We start from the raw sequence: 17,010 nt of genomic DNA, 5'->3' as shown, positions 1-17,010 counted from the left end.
GGTTTCCTTACATTGGGTTCTGTGGACGCCAAGGCTCGATCAGGGCATCGAGGTTCAGGGCATCGGCAAAGTCCAGGAACTGGTCACGCAACCAGCTGATCTGGGTGCCGGCCGGCAGGATCACGGTGAACTGCGCGTTGAGCATGCTGCTGCCAGTCTGCGGCGCCAGGTAGGTGTCGCAGGTCATGGCTTCCAGCTCGACGCGGTGGTCGAGGAAGAACTGGCACAGCTCGTTGATGATGTCCGGGCGGTAGGCGGCGCTGACGTACGCCACGTAGGGCAGGGCCTGCGGACGCACCTCCTGGTCGGCGCTGCGCACCACGTCGAGGGTCAGGCCATGCTTCTTGCCCAAACCCGGCAGCATGGCTTCAAGGCGCGCCAGGGCGTCCCAGCTGCCGCCTACTTGCAACACCAGGGCGCTGGTCTCGCCGTGGCGGCTCAGGCGCGAGGTAACCACCGCGCAGCGGTTTTCGAAGGCAGCGCGGCTGAGGACGTTGGCCAGCTCCATGGGGTTGGGCCCCAGGGCACTGATGACAAGGAATTGTTCGCGGACAGTGGGGGTGGACATGCAGCATTCCTAAAGCGATGAGCGGTCGGCACAGGACGGGCGAAAGCCTCCTGTCGGCAGGGCCCGGGGCTCGCATGCGAGGTTGTGGACGCTGGCGGGGAGCAAGGTCGACGGCCCGGCGGGCCGCGCTGCACCGATCAAAGCATCAAGGGTAGCGAAATAAGGCGCCGAGGGGAATGCTCCGCCCGCCTGCTTCGCTTGTGCAAGGCCGATGCCCCCAGTACCATTACTGCTCTCTTTTTCCGGCAGGAGCAGTTACATGATTGCGGGCAGTATGGTGGCATTGGTCACACCCATGGATGCACAAGGGCGTGTTGACTGGGGCAGCCTCGACAAACTTGTAGACTTCCACCTGGAAAACGGCACCCATGCGATCGTCGCTGTCGGCACCACCGGTGAGTCGGCCACGCTGGATGTCGAAGAGCACATCCTGGTCATCAAGCACGTGGTCGAGCGCGTCAAACGCAGCGTCAACCCGATTCCGGTCATCGCCGGCACCGGTGCAAACTCCACCACCGAAGCGGTGCACCTGACGCAAAACGCCAAGAACGCTGGCGCCGATGCCTGCCTGCTGGTTGTGCCGTACTACAACAAGCCGACCCAGGAAGGCCTGTACCAGCACTTCAAGCACATTGCCGAAGCCGTCGACATTCCGCAGATCCTCTATAACGTGCCCGGCCGCACCTCCTGCGACATGCAGGCCGAGACCGTGATTCGCCTGTCGAAGGTGCACAACATCATCGGCATCAAGGAAGCCACCGGCGACCTGGCCCGTGCCAAGGCCATTCTGGATGGCGTCGACAGTGACTTCATCGTCCTGTCCGGCGACGACCCGACTGCAGTCGAGCTGATCCTGATGGGCGGCAAGGGCAACATCTCCGTCACGGCCAACGTCGCCCCGCGCGAAATGGCCGACCTGTGCGAGGCCGCCCTTGCGGGCGATGCCGAGAAGGCCCGCGCGATCAACGAAAAACTCATGCCGCTGCACAAAGACCTGTTCTGCGAAGCCAACCCGATCCCGGTGAAATGGGCGCTCGTCGAAATGGGCCTGATGCACAAAGGTATTCGCCTGCCACTGACCTGGCTGAGCGAAGGCTGCCACGAAAAAGTCCGTACTGCCTTGCGCCAGTCCGGCGTACTGGTTTAAGAGGAAGTACACCGCATGAAGCGACTGGCTGGTCTTTCCGCCCTTGCCCTGATTATCTCCAGCACCAGTGGGTGTGGCTGGCTGTGGGGCGAGGATGGCTATTTCCGCGACCGCGGCAGCGATTACCTGCAGGCGCACCCGACTGCGCCCATGCAGCTGCCCCCGGACGCCAGCAACGTCAAGCGTCTTGACCCGCTGCTGCCGATCCCGCGCAATGTCGCCGACGACAACGTTGCTGGCGAGTTCGAAGTGCCTCGCCCGCAACCGTTGACCGGTGGCGCCGCCCAGGTGACCGACTACAGCCTGCAGCGCAGCGGCAGCAGCCGTTGGGTGCTGGCCCAGCATTCGCCTGCCGAAGTGTGGCCGGTGGCCCGCCAGTTCTTCGAGGACAACGGCTTCCGTATTGCTGAAGAGCGCCCGCAGACCGGTGAATTCAACACCACCTGGCAGCGTTTCGACGAGCTGTCGGCATCGCTCGGCCAGCGCCTGGCGAGCACTGCCAGCAGCGGTGACAGCGAAGTGCGCGTGCGTGTGCGCATGGAACCCGGCGTGCAGCGCAACACCTCCGAAGTGTATGTGGTCAGCGTCGAGCGCCCGGCCGGCAGCACTGCCGAGCCTGCGTTCCCGTCCAGCTCCAGCAATACCGGCACCGATGCCCTGCTGGTCGACGAAATGCTTGCCAGCATGAACCGCAGCGCCGAGAAGGGCGGTTCGGTGTCGCTGCTGGCCGCGCGCGATTTCGACGCCCCAAGCCGCGTCAGCCTGAGCGAAGACGGCAGCGGCAACCCGGTGCTGTACCTGGGCTCCGACCTGGACCGCGCCTGGTCTGGCGTGGGCCGTGCGCTGGAGCAGGGTGGCGAATGGCGTGTTGAAGACATCAACCGCAGCCTGGGCCTGTACTACATCAACCTGTCCGAAAAGCCTGACGACAAGCAGAACCAGCCGGGCTTCTTCAGCCGTATGTTCGGCAGCGAGCCGACCAAGGAAGAGCGTGAAGCCCGTGCCGAGCGCTATCAGGTACGCCTGAGCAAGGTGGGTGAGAGCGTGCAGGTCACGGTCGAGAAAAACATCAACACCGTGGCTCCGGCCGATGTCGCCCGCCGTGTGCTGAGCGCCATTCAGGACCACCTGGGCTAAGTGCGCTTCGCGGTACTCGGAAGCGGCAGCCAAGGGAACGGCACGCTGATCGCCAGTGGTGACACCTTCATCCTGGTCGATTGCGGCTTTTCCCTGCGTGAAACCGAGCGGCGCCTGGCGCTGCTCGGGGTTTCTGCAGCTCAGCTCAGTGCAGTGCTGGTCACCCACGAACATGCCGACCACGTGCATGGGGTCGGCTTGCTGTCACGGCGCTACAATGTACCGGTCTACCTCAGCCAAGGGACTTTGCGCGGCATGCGCAAGCCGGTGGAGGTGGCCGGTTTTCTCGCGTGTGGCGAAAGCCTGCGTATCGGCAGCCTGGAAGTAACCGCAGCGCGGGTCGAGCACGACGCCTACGAGCCGTTGCAGTACGTGGTCAGCGACGGCAAGCGGCGCTTTGGCATGCTGACCGACCTGGGCTCTTACGACGCGCTGTTGCTGGAACGTTACCAGGGCCTGGATGCACTGCTGATCGAGGCCAACCACTGCCGCGACCTGCTGGCACGTGGTCACTACCCGGCTTTTCTGAAGCAGCGGGTGGGTGGCATGCAAGGGCATTTGAACAATCACCAGGCTGCGCGCCTGGTGCACGAGTTGGGCTGGAACAACCTGCAACACCTGGTGCTGGCCCACCTCAGCAGCAAGAACAACCTGCCACACTTGGCCCGCCAGTGCTTTGTCGACACCCTCGGGTGTGACCCGGACTGGCTCCAGGTGGCGAATCAGGAACACGGGCTCGACTGGCGCGAAATCGCCTAGCCCAACACCTCAAGCAAGCGGAGCCCAATCATGGAAAAACGCGACGAACTTTACCGCGGCAAGGCCAAATCGGTTTACAAGACCGATGACGCCGACCGCTTGATCCTGCTGTTCCGTAACGACACTTCGGCGTTCGACGGCAAGCGCATCGAACAGCTGGACCGCAAAGGCATGGTGAACAACAAGTTCAACGCCTTCATCATGCAAAAGCTCGAAGAAGCCGGCGTGCCGACCCAGTTCGACAAGCTGCTGGGCGACAACGAGTGCCTGGTGAAGAAGCTGGACATGATCCCGGTCGAGTGCGTGGTGCGTAACTACGCTGCCGGCAGCCTGGTCAAGCGCCTGGGCGTGGAGGAGGGCATCAAGCTGGAGCCGTCCACCTTCGAGCTGTTCCTGAAGAACGACGAGAAGGGCGACCCCTTCATCAACGAATCCCACGTTGTCGCGTTCGGCTGGGGCACCGCCGAGCAGTTGGTGGAAATGAAGAAGCTTTCGTTGAAGGTCAACGAAGTGCTGAGCAAGCTGTTCGATGACGCCGGCCTGCTGCTGGTGGACTTCAAGCTGGAATTCGGCGTATTCCACGGCCAGATCGTGCTGGGCGACGAGTTCAGCCCGGACGGCTGCCGCCTGTGGGACAAAGAAACCCGCAAGAAGATGGACAAGGACCGCTTCCGTCAGGGCCTGGGCGACGTGATCGAAGCCTACGAAGAAGTTGCCAAGCGCCTGGGCGTGCCGCTGTAAGCGGCACGTTCACGCAAGCGCCTGATACCACGCGATTTTTTTTAAAAAAAGGTTTGCGTTTTAAAAGAACGCTGGTATGATGCGCGGCATTGGAGAGATGCCGGAGTGGTCGAACGGGACGGATTCGAAATCCGTTGTACTGGCAACAGTACCTAGGGTTCAAATCCCTATCTCTCCGCCATACAAGATTAAGCCCCTGGAAGCGGAAGCTTCCGGGGGCTTTTTCGTTGCGCCTTACTTTCTCATCATCCCCAACTCAGCATCATCCAGCAGCGCCTTGGCCATCGCGCTCAGGTAATGCGAGGCCCAGATCAGTTTCTGGTCGCCGTCCATCAGGCCGGTGATGATCAGGTCGCGCACGTAACCCATCAGTTCGGACGCCTGTTCGCGGGCGTCCTGGCAGGGGATGCCGGGTTCGATGCGGAACAGCGGGTGGGTGTTGTTTTCGCCTTGGTAGAAGCAGGTCTTGCCGACTGTGGTGGGTTCTGTTGTGTTGTCGGTGGGCATTGTTTTGTTTCCCTGGATTCTGGGTTGCCTGGGGTGGCCTCTTCGCGGGCTCGCCCGCTCCCACAATTTCTGTGCAGTGCGTGACGGCTGTGATGACGCTGTGGGAGCGGGCGTGCCCGCGAAGAGGCCTGACCTGCTAATGCAAGGTGTAAGGCTCTGTGGGTAAATGCGGCCGCATCTGCAACTGCATCAACGCCGACTCGACCAGCCCCTGTACCGCTTCCATTTCATGGATCACGGCCTGCATCACCATCGAGCTGTGGGCGGTAGGTTTGAGTTGCACGGATTGGCGGGCCACGGACAGGGCGCAGAGTACGTACTCTGAGGACTGGACCAGGGTGTCTTGCAGGATCTGGGTGGAATGGGGGGAGTAGGGTGGATCGGGGACTGTCTTGCGCATGTAAGCTCCTTGGGTGGTGGAGCCGCCTGGCAACGCTGTCAAACGAATGGAGGCAGCTATACATGGGTTGACAGACCGGTATACCCAAGGACCCGGCGCACACGAATGTGCCCCATGCACAGCTGCCATCAAGCGCTGCAACGGAAACTTGAGTAATCGGCCTGTCAAAGCCGGTCGCTGATTTCACAACGACGAGCCGAGACTAGAGCGCGACCGAATCCGTCGCAACCGTTTGAGCGGGTTGGCAGTATGTTTGGGAAACGCCCTACAAGGAAGGGGATAATTCTGAGTACAAGTTGTAGGACGGATTTCTACCAATACATCAGACAGGCCTCCCGCAACATTTTGTCTTGAACTGCTAATGGCACCTTGGGCTACAATGCGGCTCTCTAATACGCCACTCACGCCCAGGCCACACGCCGTAATGATTACGCGCGCTGGGCGATGACCTCTTCCTGACATGGATTCGTTGGATGGTTCGCGCCGTGCTGGTCTACCCCTACGCCCTTCGCTGGACGGCTGAATTGTCGTCTGCGACCAGTGCTGCGCCCTCTCTGACAAGCCCGCACAACTTCGAATGCTGCCGCCAATTCCTGGCTGCGGCAGGCGGCTGTGCGCCCCACCGAAAATGGAGTGCTCCACTTGCGTAAGAAATTCGTCGCGTCCCTTCTGGCGGTCGCCATCGCCTCTACCACGGCCTGTGCACAGCTCGGGATCAGCAAAGAGCAAGCGGGCACCGTGATCGGTGGCCTGGCCGGTGTGGCCATTGGCTCGACCATGGGCAGTGGCAACGGCAAGATCGCCGCCGCGCTGATCGCCGGTGGCATTGGTGCCTACGTGGGCAACCGCATCGGCCACATGCTGGACGAGAAGGACCAGCAGGCCCTGGCGTTGCGCACCCAGGAAGTGCTGAGCCAGCAGCAAACCACTGCCAGTGCCCAGCCAGTGACCTGGAAGTCCGACCACTCCGGCGCCACCGCGCAGATCGTACCGGGCAAGGAATACACCAAGACCAAGCAGGTCGAGGTCAAGCGCGCGCCAAAGATCCAGGCGGTGCCGTCGATGAAGCTGATCAACGAGCCGTATGTGACCATCAGCGACAACCTCAACGTGCGCGCTGCGCCTAACCAGACTGGCGAGAAGGTCGGCAGCCTGAAGAACCACACCGAATTCACCGCCGTGGGCTCCACCGGTGACTGGATCCTGGTCGGCCGCAAGGGTGTGACCGTGGGCTATGTGCACAAGAACTACGTCGAGCCCAAGGCCCAGGCCGTGGCCAAGCGCGTCACCCCGGCGGTGAACCTGGACGAGCTGGACGTTGCCGCCAGCAAGGAAACCCAAGGCTTCGACCTGGACTCGATCCAGTCGCTGCCGACCCAGACGGTCGCCGCAGAAGCCGCCTGCCGCCCGGTTACCGTCAGCCTGAAATCGCAAAGCGGGCAGACCGAGCAAGAGCAGAACACCTTCTGCAAACAAGCCAACGGCACCTGGGAACTGATCTGAGGAATACCATGAAAAAGCACGCGCTCGCGCTGGCTGTGATCGGCGCTTGTGGTCTGGTACCGCAGGCGGTCGCCCACGAGCTGGCCTTCTCGAAGAAAGACAACATCAAGGTCGAAGTGCCTGGGGACGCAACCAACTGGTGCAAACCCGAGGTCGAAATGACCATCACCCGCCCGGCCTGGGACAACCAGGAACTGCTGTCGGGCCTGCTGACCAAACTGCCATTCGTGTTCGCCAAGGACTGCTCAAGTGCCAAGGTGAGCTGGAAAGCGGTCGATGCCAAGGGCACCTTGTACGCCAGCGGCTCGGGCAATGCCAGCAACCTGGGCCTGGTGACCTTGGCCGCCGCGCCTGCCGCCGCTGCCCCTGCGCCGGCTGCCCCTGCGCCGGCTGCAGCAGCTGCGCCAGTGCCGGCACCTGCGCAGCCAGAAGCCCCGGTTGCTGCTCCGGCTTCAGCACCTGCAGCCGAGCCGGCTCCGGCGGTAGTTGAAGCCGCACCCGCGAAGGCGGAAGCTGCCCCGGCTCCCGCGCCTGCCCCAGCCGTAGCTGCAGCACCGGCCCCAGCGCCGGCCGCCGAGGCCCCAGCCGCCCCGGTTGCACCGCCCATCCCGGCCCCTGCGGCCGCAGTAGCCGCAGCGCCCACCTCCGATTTCGGCCGCTCCGTAGTCCTGGCAAACCGCAACCTGATGCAGGTAACGGATGCCGCGGGCTGCAAATGGGTACTCAGCACATCGATCATCAGCGACGGCGACACCCTGTCGTTCGGCACCACGCCGGCCATGCCGTGCCCAGCGTCCGGCTTTGGCGAAGGCAACTTCGAAAAAATCAGCTGGAAGGCTGTGGGCACCTATCGTGGCGATAACTGGAACCGTGTCTACGCGCACCCAAGCGGCTTGATCTTCAACAAGAACCTTGAGCCTGCGGTCAAGAACAAGGCGGTGTCCTACCTCACCCCGGAAGCTGACCAAGCGGCTTTCCTGGTAGGCGAAATCCCCAGCCGGCAGATGAAGGTGTACCTGACCTTCAGCCGTGGCAGCTACGGCGTGCTGCGCCCGTTCAGCGGCGACCCTTATTACGTGGCGGTCACACAGGACGAGTCGTTTGCCCTCGATGCAGCCAAGTACAAGGAAGCCGCGCTGGAAGTCTTCGACCTGATCAAGACCACCTCGCCAACCACCACCGATGTGGCCAACTTGTTCATCGTCAAGGACATCTCGGCGATATCGACCAACATCTGGGGTAACGACGAGCAGAAAATCGTCCGCAACCGCATCGGCATCAACCGCCAGGGCCTGTTCTTCGATGTGCGCGACGGCGCCAACTGGGCGGTGCAGCGTGAGCAGCAACGTGTGCGTGAAGAACGCCAGCGTCAGCAGGAACTGGCCCGCGTGCATACCCGGGTGCTGGAGCGTTACCAACAGCTGCAGGACGGCATGAGCGATTTCAAAGGGCGCGAAACCGAAGCCCTGGCGCAAATGGCCGGCATCAAGGTGCGCTTCGCTTCGCCGTTGGCTCAGCAGAATCCGTCGAGCTCGGCCAGCGTGGCGCCGATGATGGTGCACGTGACCGGGAAGCAGGGTGACTTCTACACCATCGACTTCCCGAGCAAGGGGCGCCTGGTGGCGGACGAAGAATACAGCGAGGGCTGGTACGTGACCCAGGTGGCCAACGCCACGCCGTACTTCCCGCTGGACGACGGCCGCGCCGTGCCCACCTACCGTGCCTACAGCGCCGGTGAACCCGAGGCGTGCAAGCAGGATCACTGTGCCGACCGCGTGTCGTTCGGTGCCGTGCTGGCCAAGGAATTCCCCAACGCCGGTATCGATTTCAGCTGGACCCCCGAGGTCTCCCAAAAGTACGTGAACGACTGGAACAACGCTTCCGCGATGGTCCAGTGAGGCAAACACCATGATCAAACAGATGAACAAGAAGCAGCTGCTGATTGGCGGTGTGGCCGCGGCGGTGCTGGTGCTCGGCGGTGGTTACGCAATGGTCGCCAGCTCGGGCAAGAAGGCTGCACTGGCCTACTATGACGAATTCAAGGAGCGCTACTTCCTCGAGGACGTGCTGTCCGAGGGCGATGTTTCCTATTCGGCATTCTCCGGCAACCTGACGGTGGACGACCCGGAAATCCGCGTGGCGGCGGCGCAGACCAATGGTGCCCAGCAGTTCTTGCGCGGCCTGTCGGGCCTGATGGAGTCGGTACAGGGTAGTTCGGCTACCGAGGGCCTGGCGGGTTGGGCCAAGTACCAGCTCAACGCCAGCCACAATGCGGCCGGGGTCTACCTGAAGGCCGACGCACTGAAGCTGGCTCACGACGGCGACAGCAAGGATGGCAGCATCCACATTCAGCTGCTGGGCATGCAAATGGCCAACCCGTTCGTTGCCAGCAAAGGCGCCGAGGTGGTGCTGGTTGCGGATGTCAGCGACGAAATCCAGCCGCGTGCCGAACTGACGGCCAATGGCCGCGCGACCCAGTCGGACTTTGACTGGGGTGCCAACATGGCGGTGCGCCAGCCGCTGACCGGCGCGTTCCTGGTCAGCAGCACCGGTGATTTCGGCACCACGGTCGACCTGGACTTCACCATCAAGCGCTCCAGCGATGGCGAAGGTTCGATGGCCTTTGTGGTAACCCACCGCAACGACGGCTCCAAGGTGGGCGAGATCGTCCGCAAGGCCGACTTCCAGTCGCTGCCAGAGCTGGATGATGTAGAAGCCCAGCTCAAGAGTGCCTTGAGCGCGATGCTGATTGGGGCATACAGCCCGTACTCCGGCCAGGCGGTGTTGGCTGAAGCGGTAAGCGGCTTTGCCCGTAAGGCCAAGGTCGAGAACTACTCGGTGAGCTACAGCGGCTTCAAACCGCTGAAAGAGGCTTTTGCCGACTACCAGCAGCAAGTCCCGAAAGCCAAGTTCGCCGCGTTCTGTGAAGAAGTTGGCTTGTCGTCATGGAGCAGCGATTTCGGCACCAAGGGCAAGAACCACAGCGACTCGGAATGTGCCATCGGCCAGAAGCTGGTCGAGGATGGCACGTTCGAAGAGCAGTACACCTTCAAAGAAGGCAAGAGCCTGTTTGCGGCGTTGTTCGTGAGCAAGGCGTATCAGCTGGAAACCAATTGATGGCGTGATGGCTGTTTGAGTAAGCCCCTGGTGACGGTGAGTTGCCAGGGCTTATTCAATCGCTGTGTGGTGGCGCTCTTCGCCGGTAAGAATCCGGCGGTGTTCTTCGATACGCCAGTCTTCAACACGTGTCTCGTGCTTGGGAAATTTCCTGCAACAGCAACGTGTTGTTGCACGCCTGCAACAAACTTGTGCTACTCGCGACTTGGATCCAATGCTCAGGTTCTGTATGATCCCGCCGCCATCAGACGATGGCCGAAGATGATTCATTTAAAGGACTGAGTAATGAAAAAGCTGTTCAAGGCCACCGTAGCCGTTGCTGTCGTATCGGGTGTTGCCCTGCTGTCGGGTTGCACTGGCCAGGTCTACAACCAACCAAAAAACTGCACCTACGACTATCTGTTCCACCCTTCGGTTTCCATCTCCAAGATCATCGGTGGCTGCGGCCCGATCGATAAACTGCCTCAGCAGCAGTAATCTTGGCGGTACCCTGATCGCGACGCTTGCGGCGTGATCCAAGGCCCCCGGTCATGCATATGGCCGGGGGTTTTTGTTTTTGACGTGACAAACTGCCGCTGGGGCAACCGGTCGCCTTGACGCTCCGCCCTGCAATTTGTTTGTGCTGGCATTTCAGATACAATCGGAAAAACGATTCAGCCTCGTCGGTCAATTCGACGAAAGGCCGAGTCGTTTTCTGGTTCTCTGGCTGCTGAACAATGATCAATAACAAGACTGCGCTGAAGAACACGCTTTACCTGGGCCAGCCACAGGCCCTCCCTCTGTTCTTATGACTGGAATTGATCAATGTTCAAGAAAGCTGGCAAGACCTTGCTGGGTCTGGCTGTCGCTGCAAGCTTCATGCAAGCGCACGCCGCAGAAACCAAGAAAGTAGACGTGCTGCTGGTCGGCGGCGGCATCATGAGCTCGACCCTGGCCGTGTGGCTGCACGAGCTGGAGCCAAGCTGGTCGATGGAAATGGTCGAGCGCCTGGACGGCGTCGCCGAAGAAAGCTCCAACGGCTGGAACAACGCCGGTACCGGCCACTCGGCGCTGGCCGAGCTGAACTACACCCCGGAAGATAAAGACGGCAACGTCAACATCTCCAAGGCCATCGAAATCAACGAAGCCTTCCAGATTTCCCGCCAGTTCTGGTCGTGGCAGGTACGCCAGGGCGTGCTGAAGAACCCGCACTCGTTCATCAACACCACCCCGCACATGAGCTTCGTGTGGGGCGATGACAACATCAAGTTCCTCAAGAAGCGTTACGACGCGCTGCAGGCCAGCCCGCTGTTCCGTCCGATGCAGTACTCCGAGGACCACGCGCAGATCGCCAAGTGGGTCCCGTTGATGATGGAAGGCCGCGACCCGAACCAGAAGCTGGCCGTGACCTGGACGCCAATCGGTACCGACGTAAACTTTGGCGAGATCACCCGCCAGTTCGTTGGTCACCTGCAGACCCAGAAAGGCTTCGACCTGAAGCTGTCCAGCGAAGTGCAGGATATCAGCCGCAACAAGGACGGCTCCTGGCACGTCGAGTACAAGAACCTGAAGGACGGTACCGAGTCGGCCACCGACGCCAAGTTCCTGTTCATCGGTGCCGGCGGCGGCGCGCTGAAGCTGCTGCAGAAGTCGGGCATCCCGGAAGCCAAGGAATATGCAGGCTTCCCGGTGGGTGGCTCGTTCCTGGTGACCGAGAACCCGACCGTGGCCATGCAGCACATGGCCAAGGCCTACGGCATTGCCTCGACCGGTGCGCCACCCATGTCGGTACCGCACCTGGACACCCGCGTGCTGGACGGCAAGCGCGTCATCCTGTTTGGCCCGTTCGCTACCTTCTCGACCAAGTTCCTGAAGAACGGTTCTTACCTGGACCTGCTGAGCAGCACCACCACCCACAACGTGTGGCCGATGACCAAGGTGGGTATCGACCAGTATCCGCTGGTCGAGTACCTCGCTGGCCAGCTGATGCTGTCTGACGATGACCGCTTCGAAGCCCTGCGCACCTACTTCCCGAATGCCAAGAAGGAAGACTGGCGCCTGTGGCAGGCCGGCCAGCGTGTGCAGATCATCAAGCGTGATGCCGACAAGGGCGGCGTGCTGAAGCTGGGTACCGAAGTGGTGGCTTCCGAAGACCGCACCATCGCGGGTCTGCTGGGTGCCTCGCCAGGTGCTTCGACCGCTGCGCCGATCATGCTGAACGTGCTGGAGACGGTGTTCAAGGAGAAGGTCGCTACCCCAGAGTGGCAGGCCAAGATCAAGGAAATCGTGCCGAGCTACGGCACCAAGCTGAACGACTCGGCAGCGGCCACCCAGAAAGAGTGGAACTACACCGCTGAAGTGCTGCAGCTGGAGAAGCCGCCAGTGATCGACGCCAGCGTTGACTTCGGTGGCGCCGCAAGCGAGCCGGTTGAAAGCAAGCCTGAGAACGACATGGCGCTGTAATCGGCCATTGTTGTGAAAGAAGCCACGGGGGTGACCTCGTGGCTTTTTTTTGCCTGTTCTGGCCGCTTCGGGGCGAACCCGCGCTCACAGGTTTACCCCGGCGCCGAGGCAACATCATCTCTGGCGCAGGATGCACTCCAGCAGACCAGGAAACCGCTGGTCCAGCATTTCGCTGCGCAGTGAATTCATATGGGTCGTCCCCACATTGTGGGTATGCACCAACCCCGCATCCCGCAGCACGCGGAAGTGGTGGGACATGCTCGACTTCGGCCGCCCCCCGTCCAGCTCGCCACAACTGGCTTCGGCGACACGGGCCAGATGACGGACGATTTCCAGGCGCACGGGGTCGCTGAGCGCATAGAGCAGGCGTTCAAGGATCAGGTCTTCAGCGTTGGGATGTTTATAGGCTCGCATGGCCGACATGATAACGGGGGTTTCATTAATTGCCATAGTTCGATTATGATCGAACAACAGAATTCAAATGAACCCGGAGTTTTCCCATGTCCGCACTGTTCGAACCCTATACCCTCAAAGATGTCACCCTGCGTAACCGCATTGCCATTCCGCCAATGTGCCAGTACATGGCCGAAGACGGCATGATCAATGACTGGCACCATGTGCACCTGGCCGGCCTGGCCCGTGGCGGTGCCGGCCTGCTGGTGGTCGAGGCGACTGCCGTGGCACCAGAAGGGCGCATCACCCCCGGTTGCGCCGGTATCTGGAGCGATGCCCACGCCCAGGCGTTCGTACCGGTGGTGCAGGCCATCAAGGCCGCAGGTTCCGTGCCGGGTATCCAGATCGCCCACGCCGGGCGCAAGGCCAGCGCCAACCGCCCATGGGAAGGTGATGACCACATTGCCGCCGACGATGCGCGCGGCTGGGAGACCATCGCCCCGTCCGCCATCGCCTTTGGCGCGAACCTGCCGAAAGTGCCACGCGAAATGACGCTTGGCGACATCGCCCGGGTCAAGCAGGACTTCGTCGATGCCGCCCGCCGTGCGCGTGATGCCGGCTTCGAGTGGATCGAACTGCACTTTGCCCACGGCTACCTGGGCCAGAGCTTCTTCTCCGAGCACTCCAACAAGCGCACCGATGCCTACGGTGGCAGCTTCGACAACCGCAGCCGCTTCCTGTTGGAAACCTTGGCAGCAGTACGTGAAGTGTGGCCAGAGAACCTGCCGCTGACCGCACGGTTTGGCGTATTGGAATACGATGGCCGCGATGAGCAAACCCTGGAAGAGTCGATCGAACTGGCGCGCCGTTTCAAGGCCGGTGGCCTTGACCTGCTGAGCGTGAGTGTCGGCTTTACCATTCCCGAGACCAACATCCCGTGGGGCCCGGCGTTCATGGGGCCGATTGCCGAGCGTGTGCGCCGTGAGGCGAAGCTGCCGGTGACCTCGGCGTGGGGCTTTGGCACGCCGCAACTGGCGGAAGGGGCACTGCAAGCCAACCAGCTGGACCTGGTGTCCGTGGGGCGTGCACACCTGGCCGACCCGCACTGGGCGTACTTCGCCGCCAAGGAACTGGGGGTGGAGAAAGCCTCCTGGACGTTGCCGGCGCCTTATGCGCACTGGCTCGAGCGTTACCGCTGAGGCTTGGAGGGGCTGCTTTGCAGCCCATTCGCGGGCAAGCCCGCGCCCACAGACGCCACAGGTTTCAGATACTGCACCCTCTTTGTGGGAGCGGGCTTGCCCGCGAAGGGGCCGGTAAAGGCTAAAACCGGTCCAGTCGGTATGCACCCATTTCAGGCCCACCAGCCTGCCCAGCCAACCGCCCCACCCATTCCGCCGTCACCGCTGCCTGGGTCAACCCCAGGTGTTGATGCCCAAACGCCAACAGCACCCGCCCATCGCAGACCCTGTCGATCACCGGCAGCGAGTCCGGCAACGAAGGCCTGAAACCCATCCACGGTGTTGCTCCTTCGACGCTCAAGTCATGCCGGAACAACCCCTTGCTCAACCGGTGCAACTGCCACGCCCGCTGCATGCTCGGCGGTGCCTGCAGCCCGGCAAACTCCACTGTGCCAGCCAGGCGCAAACCTTCGGCCATGGGCGTCATGATGAATTTGCGCTCAAGCGAGGTGACTGCAAACGGCAGGCGCTGGTGCTCACCCGGCAACATCAGGTGGTAGCCGCGTTCTGTGTCCAGCGGCACCCGCTTGCCGGTCAGCGCGGCGGTCAGTTTCGCAGAGTGGGCACCACAGCTGACAAGCACCTGGCGGGCATTGAGCGTGCCTTGGTCGCTGGCAAGGCTCACGCCGGCACTGTGCAAATGCCCGCCATCGACCTGCGCCTGGACAAAGCGCACCCCACTGGCCTTGGCCGCTTCGAACAATTCGCACACCACCCGATAAGGGTCGATGAAGTGCCCCGTGCGCGGGAAGAACAGCCCGCCCAACAATGACGGGCTGAGTTGCGGCGCCGCTTCGCGCACGGTTTCGGCCGACCAGAAGTCCACCGGCACCGCCTGCTGTTGCATGCGTGTGCGCAACGCCTCCAGCGCCTGGCGTGACTCAGGCTTCTCGAACACCAGCAACGAACCATCCTCTTGAAACAATTCGCTGCGCCCGATCGAGCCCAACAGCCGTTGCCAGGCGCCCAGGCTGCCTTCGTTCAGCGTACGGATGCCAGCCACGCTGCGCTGGAACGGCGCCGGGCGCAGGTTGAGCAGCAGCCGGGTGAACCACGGCATGGCCTTGGGCAGGTATTTCCAGTCCAGGCGCAGCGGCCCCATGGGGTCGAGCAGCATGCGAGGCAGGCGCTTGAGGATCGACAGGTCGGCAATCGGGAACACTTGCTCGGTTGCCAGGTGCCCGGCATTCCCGAAGGACGCACCAAGGCCGGGCGCCTGGCGGTCGACCAGGGTTACCCGACGGCCCTGGCGGGCCAGTTGCAAGGCGCAGGCGACGCCGACGATGCCTGCGCCGACCACGGCAATATCGGTTTCAGCGGTTTCGAGCATGCTCAGCCTTCCCGTTTACCGTCTAGCAGGCGCCGCAGCTGCAGCGGGTTGCCGTGTTTCAACGCCTGCGGCAGCAGCGCATCGGGGAAGTCCTGATAGCAAACCGGGCGCAGGAAACGCAGGATCGCCGCGGTGCCCACCGAGGTGGTGCGGGCATCCGAGGTGGCCGGGAACGGGCCGCCATGCACCATCGCATCGCAGACCTCGACACCGGTCGGCCAGCCATTGACCAGAATGCGCCCGGCCTTGCGCTCAAGGGTGGGGAGCAGGGCGCGAGCGCTGTCGATGTCGGCCTCGTCCAGTTGCAGGGTGGCGGTCAGCTGACCTTCCAGGTGTTCGGCTACCTGGCGGACCTGCTCATCGTCGGTGCAGGCAACGACCAGCGACGCTGCACCGAACACTTCAGCCTGCAACGCCGGGTCGGCGAGAAACGCTTCGGCCTGGGTCACGAACAACTGTGCCTGGCACTGGTTGGAGCCCTGATCGGTTTGGCCACTGGCGATGGTTTGGGCACAGGGGTTGTCTGCCAGGGCTGCGATACCGGCCTGGTAGGCACTGAAAATGCCGGGGGTGAGCATGGTTTGGGCGGGGGCCTGCTGCACGTAACCGGCGGCTGCAGTGATGAACCGCTGCAGTGCCGGCCCCTGCCGGGCGATTACCAGGCCAGGGTTGGTGCAGAACTGGCCGGCGCCCTGGGTCAGCGAGGCGACGAAACCTTGTGCCAGTGCTTCGGCACGGGTTTGCAGAGCGGCGTCGAACAGGAACACCGGGTTGATCGAACTCATTTCGGCATACACCGGGATGGGCTCCGGGCGCGCCTGGGCGGCTTGGCACAGCGCCATGCCACCGCTGCGCGAGCCGGTGAAACCAACGGCCTTGATACGCGGGTCGCTGACCAGGGCAACGCCCACTTCGCGGCCCGAGCCATAAAGCAGCGAGAACACACCCTCCGGTAAGCCGCACTGCTTCACCGCTTGCGCCACCGCCTGGCCGACCAGCTCACTGGTGCCGGGGTGGGCACTGTGGGCCTTGACCACCACGGGGCAGCCAGCGGCCAATGCCGACGCGGTGTCACCACCGGCCACCGAGAAGGCCAGCGGGAAATTGCTGGCGCCGAACACGGCGACTGGCCCCAGGGCCACCTGGCGCTGGCGCAGATCAGCGCGGGGGAGGGGCTGGCGCTCAGGCAGGGCGCTGTCGACCCGCACGTCCAGCCATTCGCCGGCCCGCACTACACGGGCAAAGGTGCGTAGCTGGGTGCAGGTACGACCACGCTCGCCCTGAATGCGCGCCTTGGGCAGACCGGTTTCGGCCACGGCGCGGTCGATCAGGGCATCGCCGAGGGCCTCGATCTGTGTGGCGATGGCTTCAAGGAAGTCTGCTCGTTGTTCGAGCGAGGTTTCGCGGTAGGCGTCGAATGCCGCCCAGGCCAGCGCGCAGGCCTGGGCCACGTGTTCGCCGGTGCCGCCGAGGTAGGCCGGCTCCAACGTCTGACCGGTGGTTGGGTCGATGGCACGGATGGCGTCGCGGCTGCCGGTTACCGGCCTCTGGCCGATCAGCAGGTTGCCTGTGAGGGGCATGTAGCCTCCTTGGAAATCTAATGCAGATGCATGGGGGGATTACGACCCCTGTAGGAGCGGGTTCACCCGCGAACACCGGCGAAGCCGGTGCCATGCACCGGGTCGCCTGATTCGCGGGCACGCCCGCTCCCACAGGGAGAGCAGTGGC

Annotated in this window: 16 protein-coding genes and 1 tRNA gene; 11 read left to right on the top strand and 6 right to left on the bottom strand. The window is 62.6% G+C overall.

What is annotated here, in order from left to right:
- Nucleotides 1-7: 7 nt before the first annotated feature.
- The gene (locus E8E68_RS21340; protein ID WP_013973793.1) at nucleotides 8-568 is read right to left on the bottom strand and encodes a glycine cleavage system protein R; all 561 of its coding nucleotides are present in this window, start codon (nucleotides 566-568) and stop codon (nucleotides 8-10) included.
- A 259-nt stretch (nucleotides 569-827) separates the two neighbouring features.
- Here E8E68_RS21340 and dapA point away from each other — a divergent pair, with 259 nt between their 5' ends.
- The 5 genes from dapA to E8E68_RS21315 all read left to right on the top strand — a co-directional run bounded on the left by dapA (nucleotide 828) and on the right by E8E68_RS21315 (nucleotide 4,533).
- The gene (gene dapA, locus E8E68_RS21335) at nucleotides 828-1,715 is read left to right on the top strand and encodes a 4-hydroxy-tetrahydrodipicolinate synthase (RefSeq protein WP_280344482.1); all 888 of its coding nucleotides are present in this window, start codon (nucleotides 828-830) and stop codon (nucleotides 1,713-1,715) included.
- Nucleotides 1,716-1,730: 15 nt separating this feature from the next.
- Nucleotides 1,731-2,852 carry an outer membrane protein assembly factor BamC gene (bamC, locus tag E8E68_RS21330; RefSeq protein ID WP_110743795.1) on the top strand — a complete coding sequence of 374 codons (1,122 nt, stop codon included), beginning with the start codon at nucleotides 1,731-1,733 and terminating at the stop codon, nucleotides 2,850-2,852.
- The gene (locus tag E8E68_RS21325; protein ID WP_110743794.1) at nucleotides 2,853-3,611 is read left to right on the top strand and encodes an MBL fold metallo-hydrolase; all 759 of its coding nucleotides are present in this window, start codon (nucleotides 2,853-2,855) and stop codon (nucleotides 3,609-3,611) included.
- A gap of 30 nt (nucleotides 3,612-3,641) precedes the next feature.
- Nucleotides 3,642-4,352 carry a phosphoribosylaminoimidazolesuccinocarboxamide synthase gene (gene purC / locus E8E68_RS21320; RefSeq protein ID WP_011535129.1) on the top strand — a complete coding sequence of 237 codons (711 nt, stop codon included), beginning with the start codon at nucleotides 3,642-3,644 and terminating at the stop codon, nucleotides 4,350-4,352.
- Nucleotides 4,353-4,443: 91 nt separating this feature from the next.
- Nucleotides 4,444-4,533 (top strand) — tRNA-Ser (locus E8E68_RS21315).
- Nucleotides 4,534-4,586: 53 nt separating this feature from the next.
- Here the strand turns inward: E8E68_RS21315 and E8E68_RS21310 are convergent.
- Nucleotides 4,587-4,859, bottom strand: coding sequence for a DUF3077 domain-containing protein (locus E8E68_RS21310; RefSeq protein WP_280344479.1), 273 nt, complete (start codon nucleotides 4,857-4,859; stop codon nucleotides 4,587-4,589).
- A gap of 136 nt (nucleotides 4,860-4,995) precedes the next feature.
- On the bottom strand, nucleotides 4,996-5,259 hold the full coding sequence (locus tag E8E68_RS21305) for a hypothetical protein (RefSeq protein ID WP_280344476.1): 264 nt from the start codon (nucleotides 5,257-5,259) through the stop codon (nucleotides 4,996-4,998).
- A 642-nt stretch (nucleotides 5,260-5,901) separates the two neighbouring features.
- Between E8E68_RS21305 and E8E68_RS21300 the strand changes: the two genes are divergently transcribed.
- The 5 genes from E8E68_RS21300 (at nucleotide 5,902) to mqo (ending at nucleotide 12,321) form a co-directional block, all read left to right on the top strand.
- Complete coding sequence (locus E8E68_RS21300) at nucleotides 5,902-6,762, top strand: SH3 domain-containing protein (protein WP_110743787.1); 861 nt, start codon at nucleotides 5,902-5,904, stop codon at nucleotides 6,760-6,762.
- 8 nt (nucleotides 6,763-6,770) lie between these two features.
- Nucleotides 6,771-8,660 carry a hypothetical protein gene (locus E8E68_RS21295; protein WP_280344473.1) on the top strand — a complete coding sequence of 630 codons (1,890 nt, stop codon included), beginning with the start codon at nucleotides 6,771-6,773 and terminating at the stop codon, nucleotides 8,658-8,660.
- Between the two features lie 10 nt (nucleotides 8,661-8,670).
- On the top strand, nucleotides 8,671-9,879 hold the full coding sequence (locus E8E68_RS21290; RefSeq protein WP_280344470.1) for a hypothetical protein: 1,209 nt from the start codon (nucleotides 8,671-8,673) through the stop codon (nucleotides 9,877-9,879).
- 285 nt (nucleotides 9,880-10,164) lie between these two features.
- Complete coding sequence (locus E8E68_RS21285) at nucleotides 10,165-10,356, top strand: YhfL family protein (RefSeq protein ID WP_003254720.1); 192 nt, start codon at nucleotides 10,165-10,167, stop codon at nucleotides 10,354-10,356.
- Between the two features lie 327 nt (nucleotides 10,357-10,683).
- Nucleotides 10,684-12,321: a malate dehydrogenase (quinone) gene (gene mqo, locus E8E68_RS21280; protein ID WP_110743782.1), complete on the top strand. Its 1,638-nt coding sequence runs from the start codon at nucleotides 10,684-10,686 to the stop codon at nucleotides 12,319-12,321.
- Nucleotides 12,322-12,435: 114 nt separating this feature from the next.
- Here the strand turns inward: mqo and E8E68_RS21275 are convergent, their stop codons facing one another.
- Nucleotides 12,436-12,771, bottom strand: a complete 336-nt coding sequence (locus E8E68_RS21275) for a helix-turn-helix domain-containing protein (RefSeq protein ID WP_110743781.1) — start codon at nucleotides 12,769-12,771, stop codon at nucleotides 12,436-12,438.
- A 50-nt stretch (nucleotides 12,772-12,821) separates the two neighbouring features.
- On the opposite strand from E8E68_RS21275, the gene xenA reads away from it, so the two are divergent.
- Nucleotides 12,822-13,913 carry a xenobiotic reductase XenA gene (gene xenA, locus E8E68_RS21270; RefSeq protein ID WP_110743780.1) on the top strand — a complete coding sequence of 364 codons (1,092 nt, stop codon included), beginning with the start codon at nucleotides 12,822-12,824 and terminating at the stop codon, nucleotides 13,911-13,913.
- Nucleotides 13,914-14,034: 121 nt separating this feature from the next.
- Here the strand turns inward: xenA and E8E68_RS21265 are convergent, their stop codons facing one another.
- Both E8E68_RS21265 and E8E68_RS21260 read right to left on the bottom strand, forming a co-directional pair.
- Nucleotides 14,035-15,282: an FAD-dependent oxidoreductase gene (locus E8E68_RS21265; protein ID WP_280344462.1), complete on the bottom strand. Its 1,248-nt coding sequence runs from the start codon at nucleotides 15,280-15,282 to the stop codon at nucleotides 14,035-14,037.
- Nucleotides 15,283-15,284: 2 nt separating this feature from the next.
- A complete protein-coding gene (locus tag E8E68_RS21260; protein WP_280344460.1) occupies nucleotides 15,285-16,862 on the bottom strand; it encodes an aldehyde dehydrogenase (NADP(+)) in 1,578 nt (525 codons plus the stop codon).
- Nucleotides 16,863-17,010 lie beyond the last annotated feature (148 nt).

This window comes from Pseudomonas sp. BN607, assembly GCF_029871175.1.
In the GTDB taxonomy this organism is placed as follows: Bacteria; Pseudomonadota; Gammaproteobacteria; order Pseudomonadales; family Pseudomonadaceae; genus Aquipseudomonas.
Note: the sequence above shows the minus strand (reverse complement) of the source record. Positions and strands in the feature narration are given on the sequence as shown.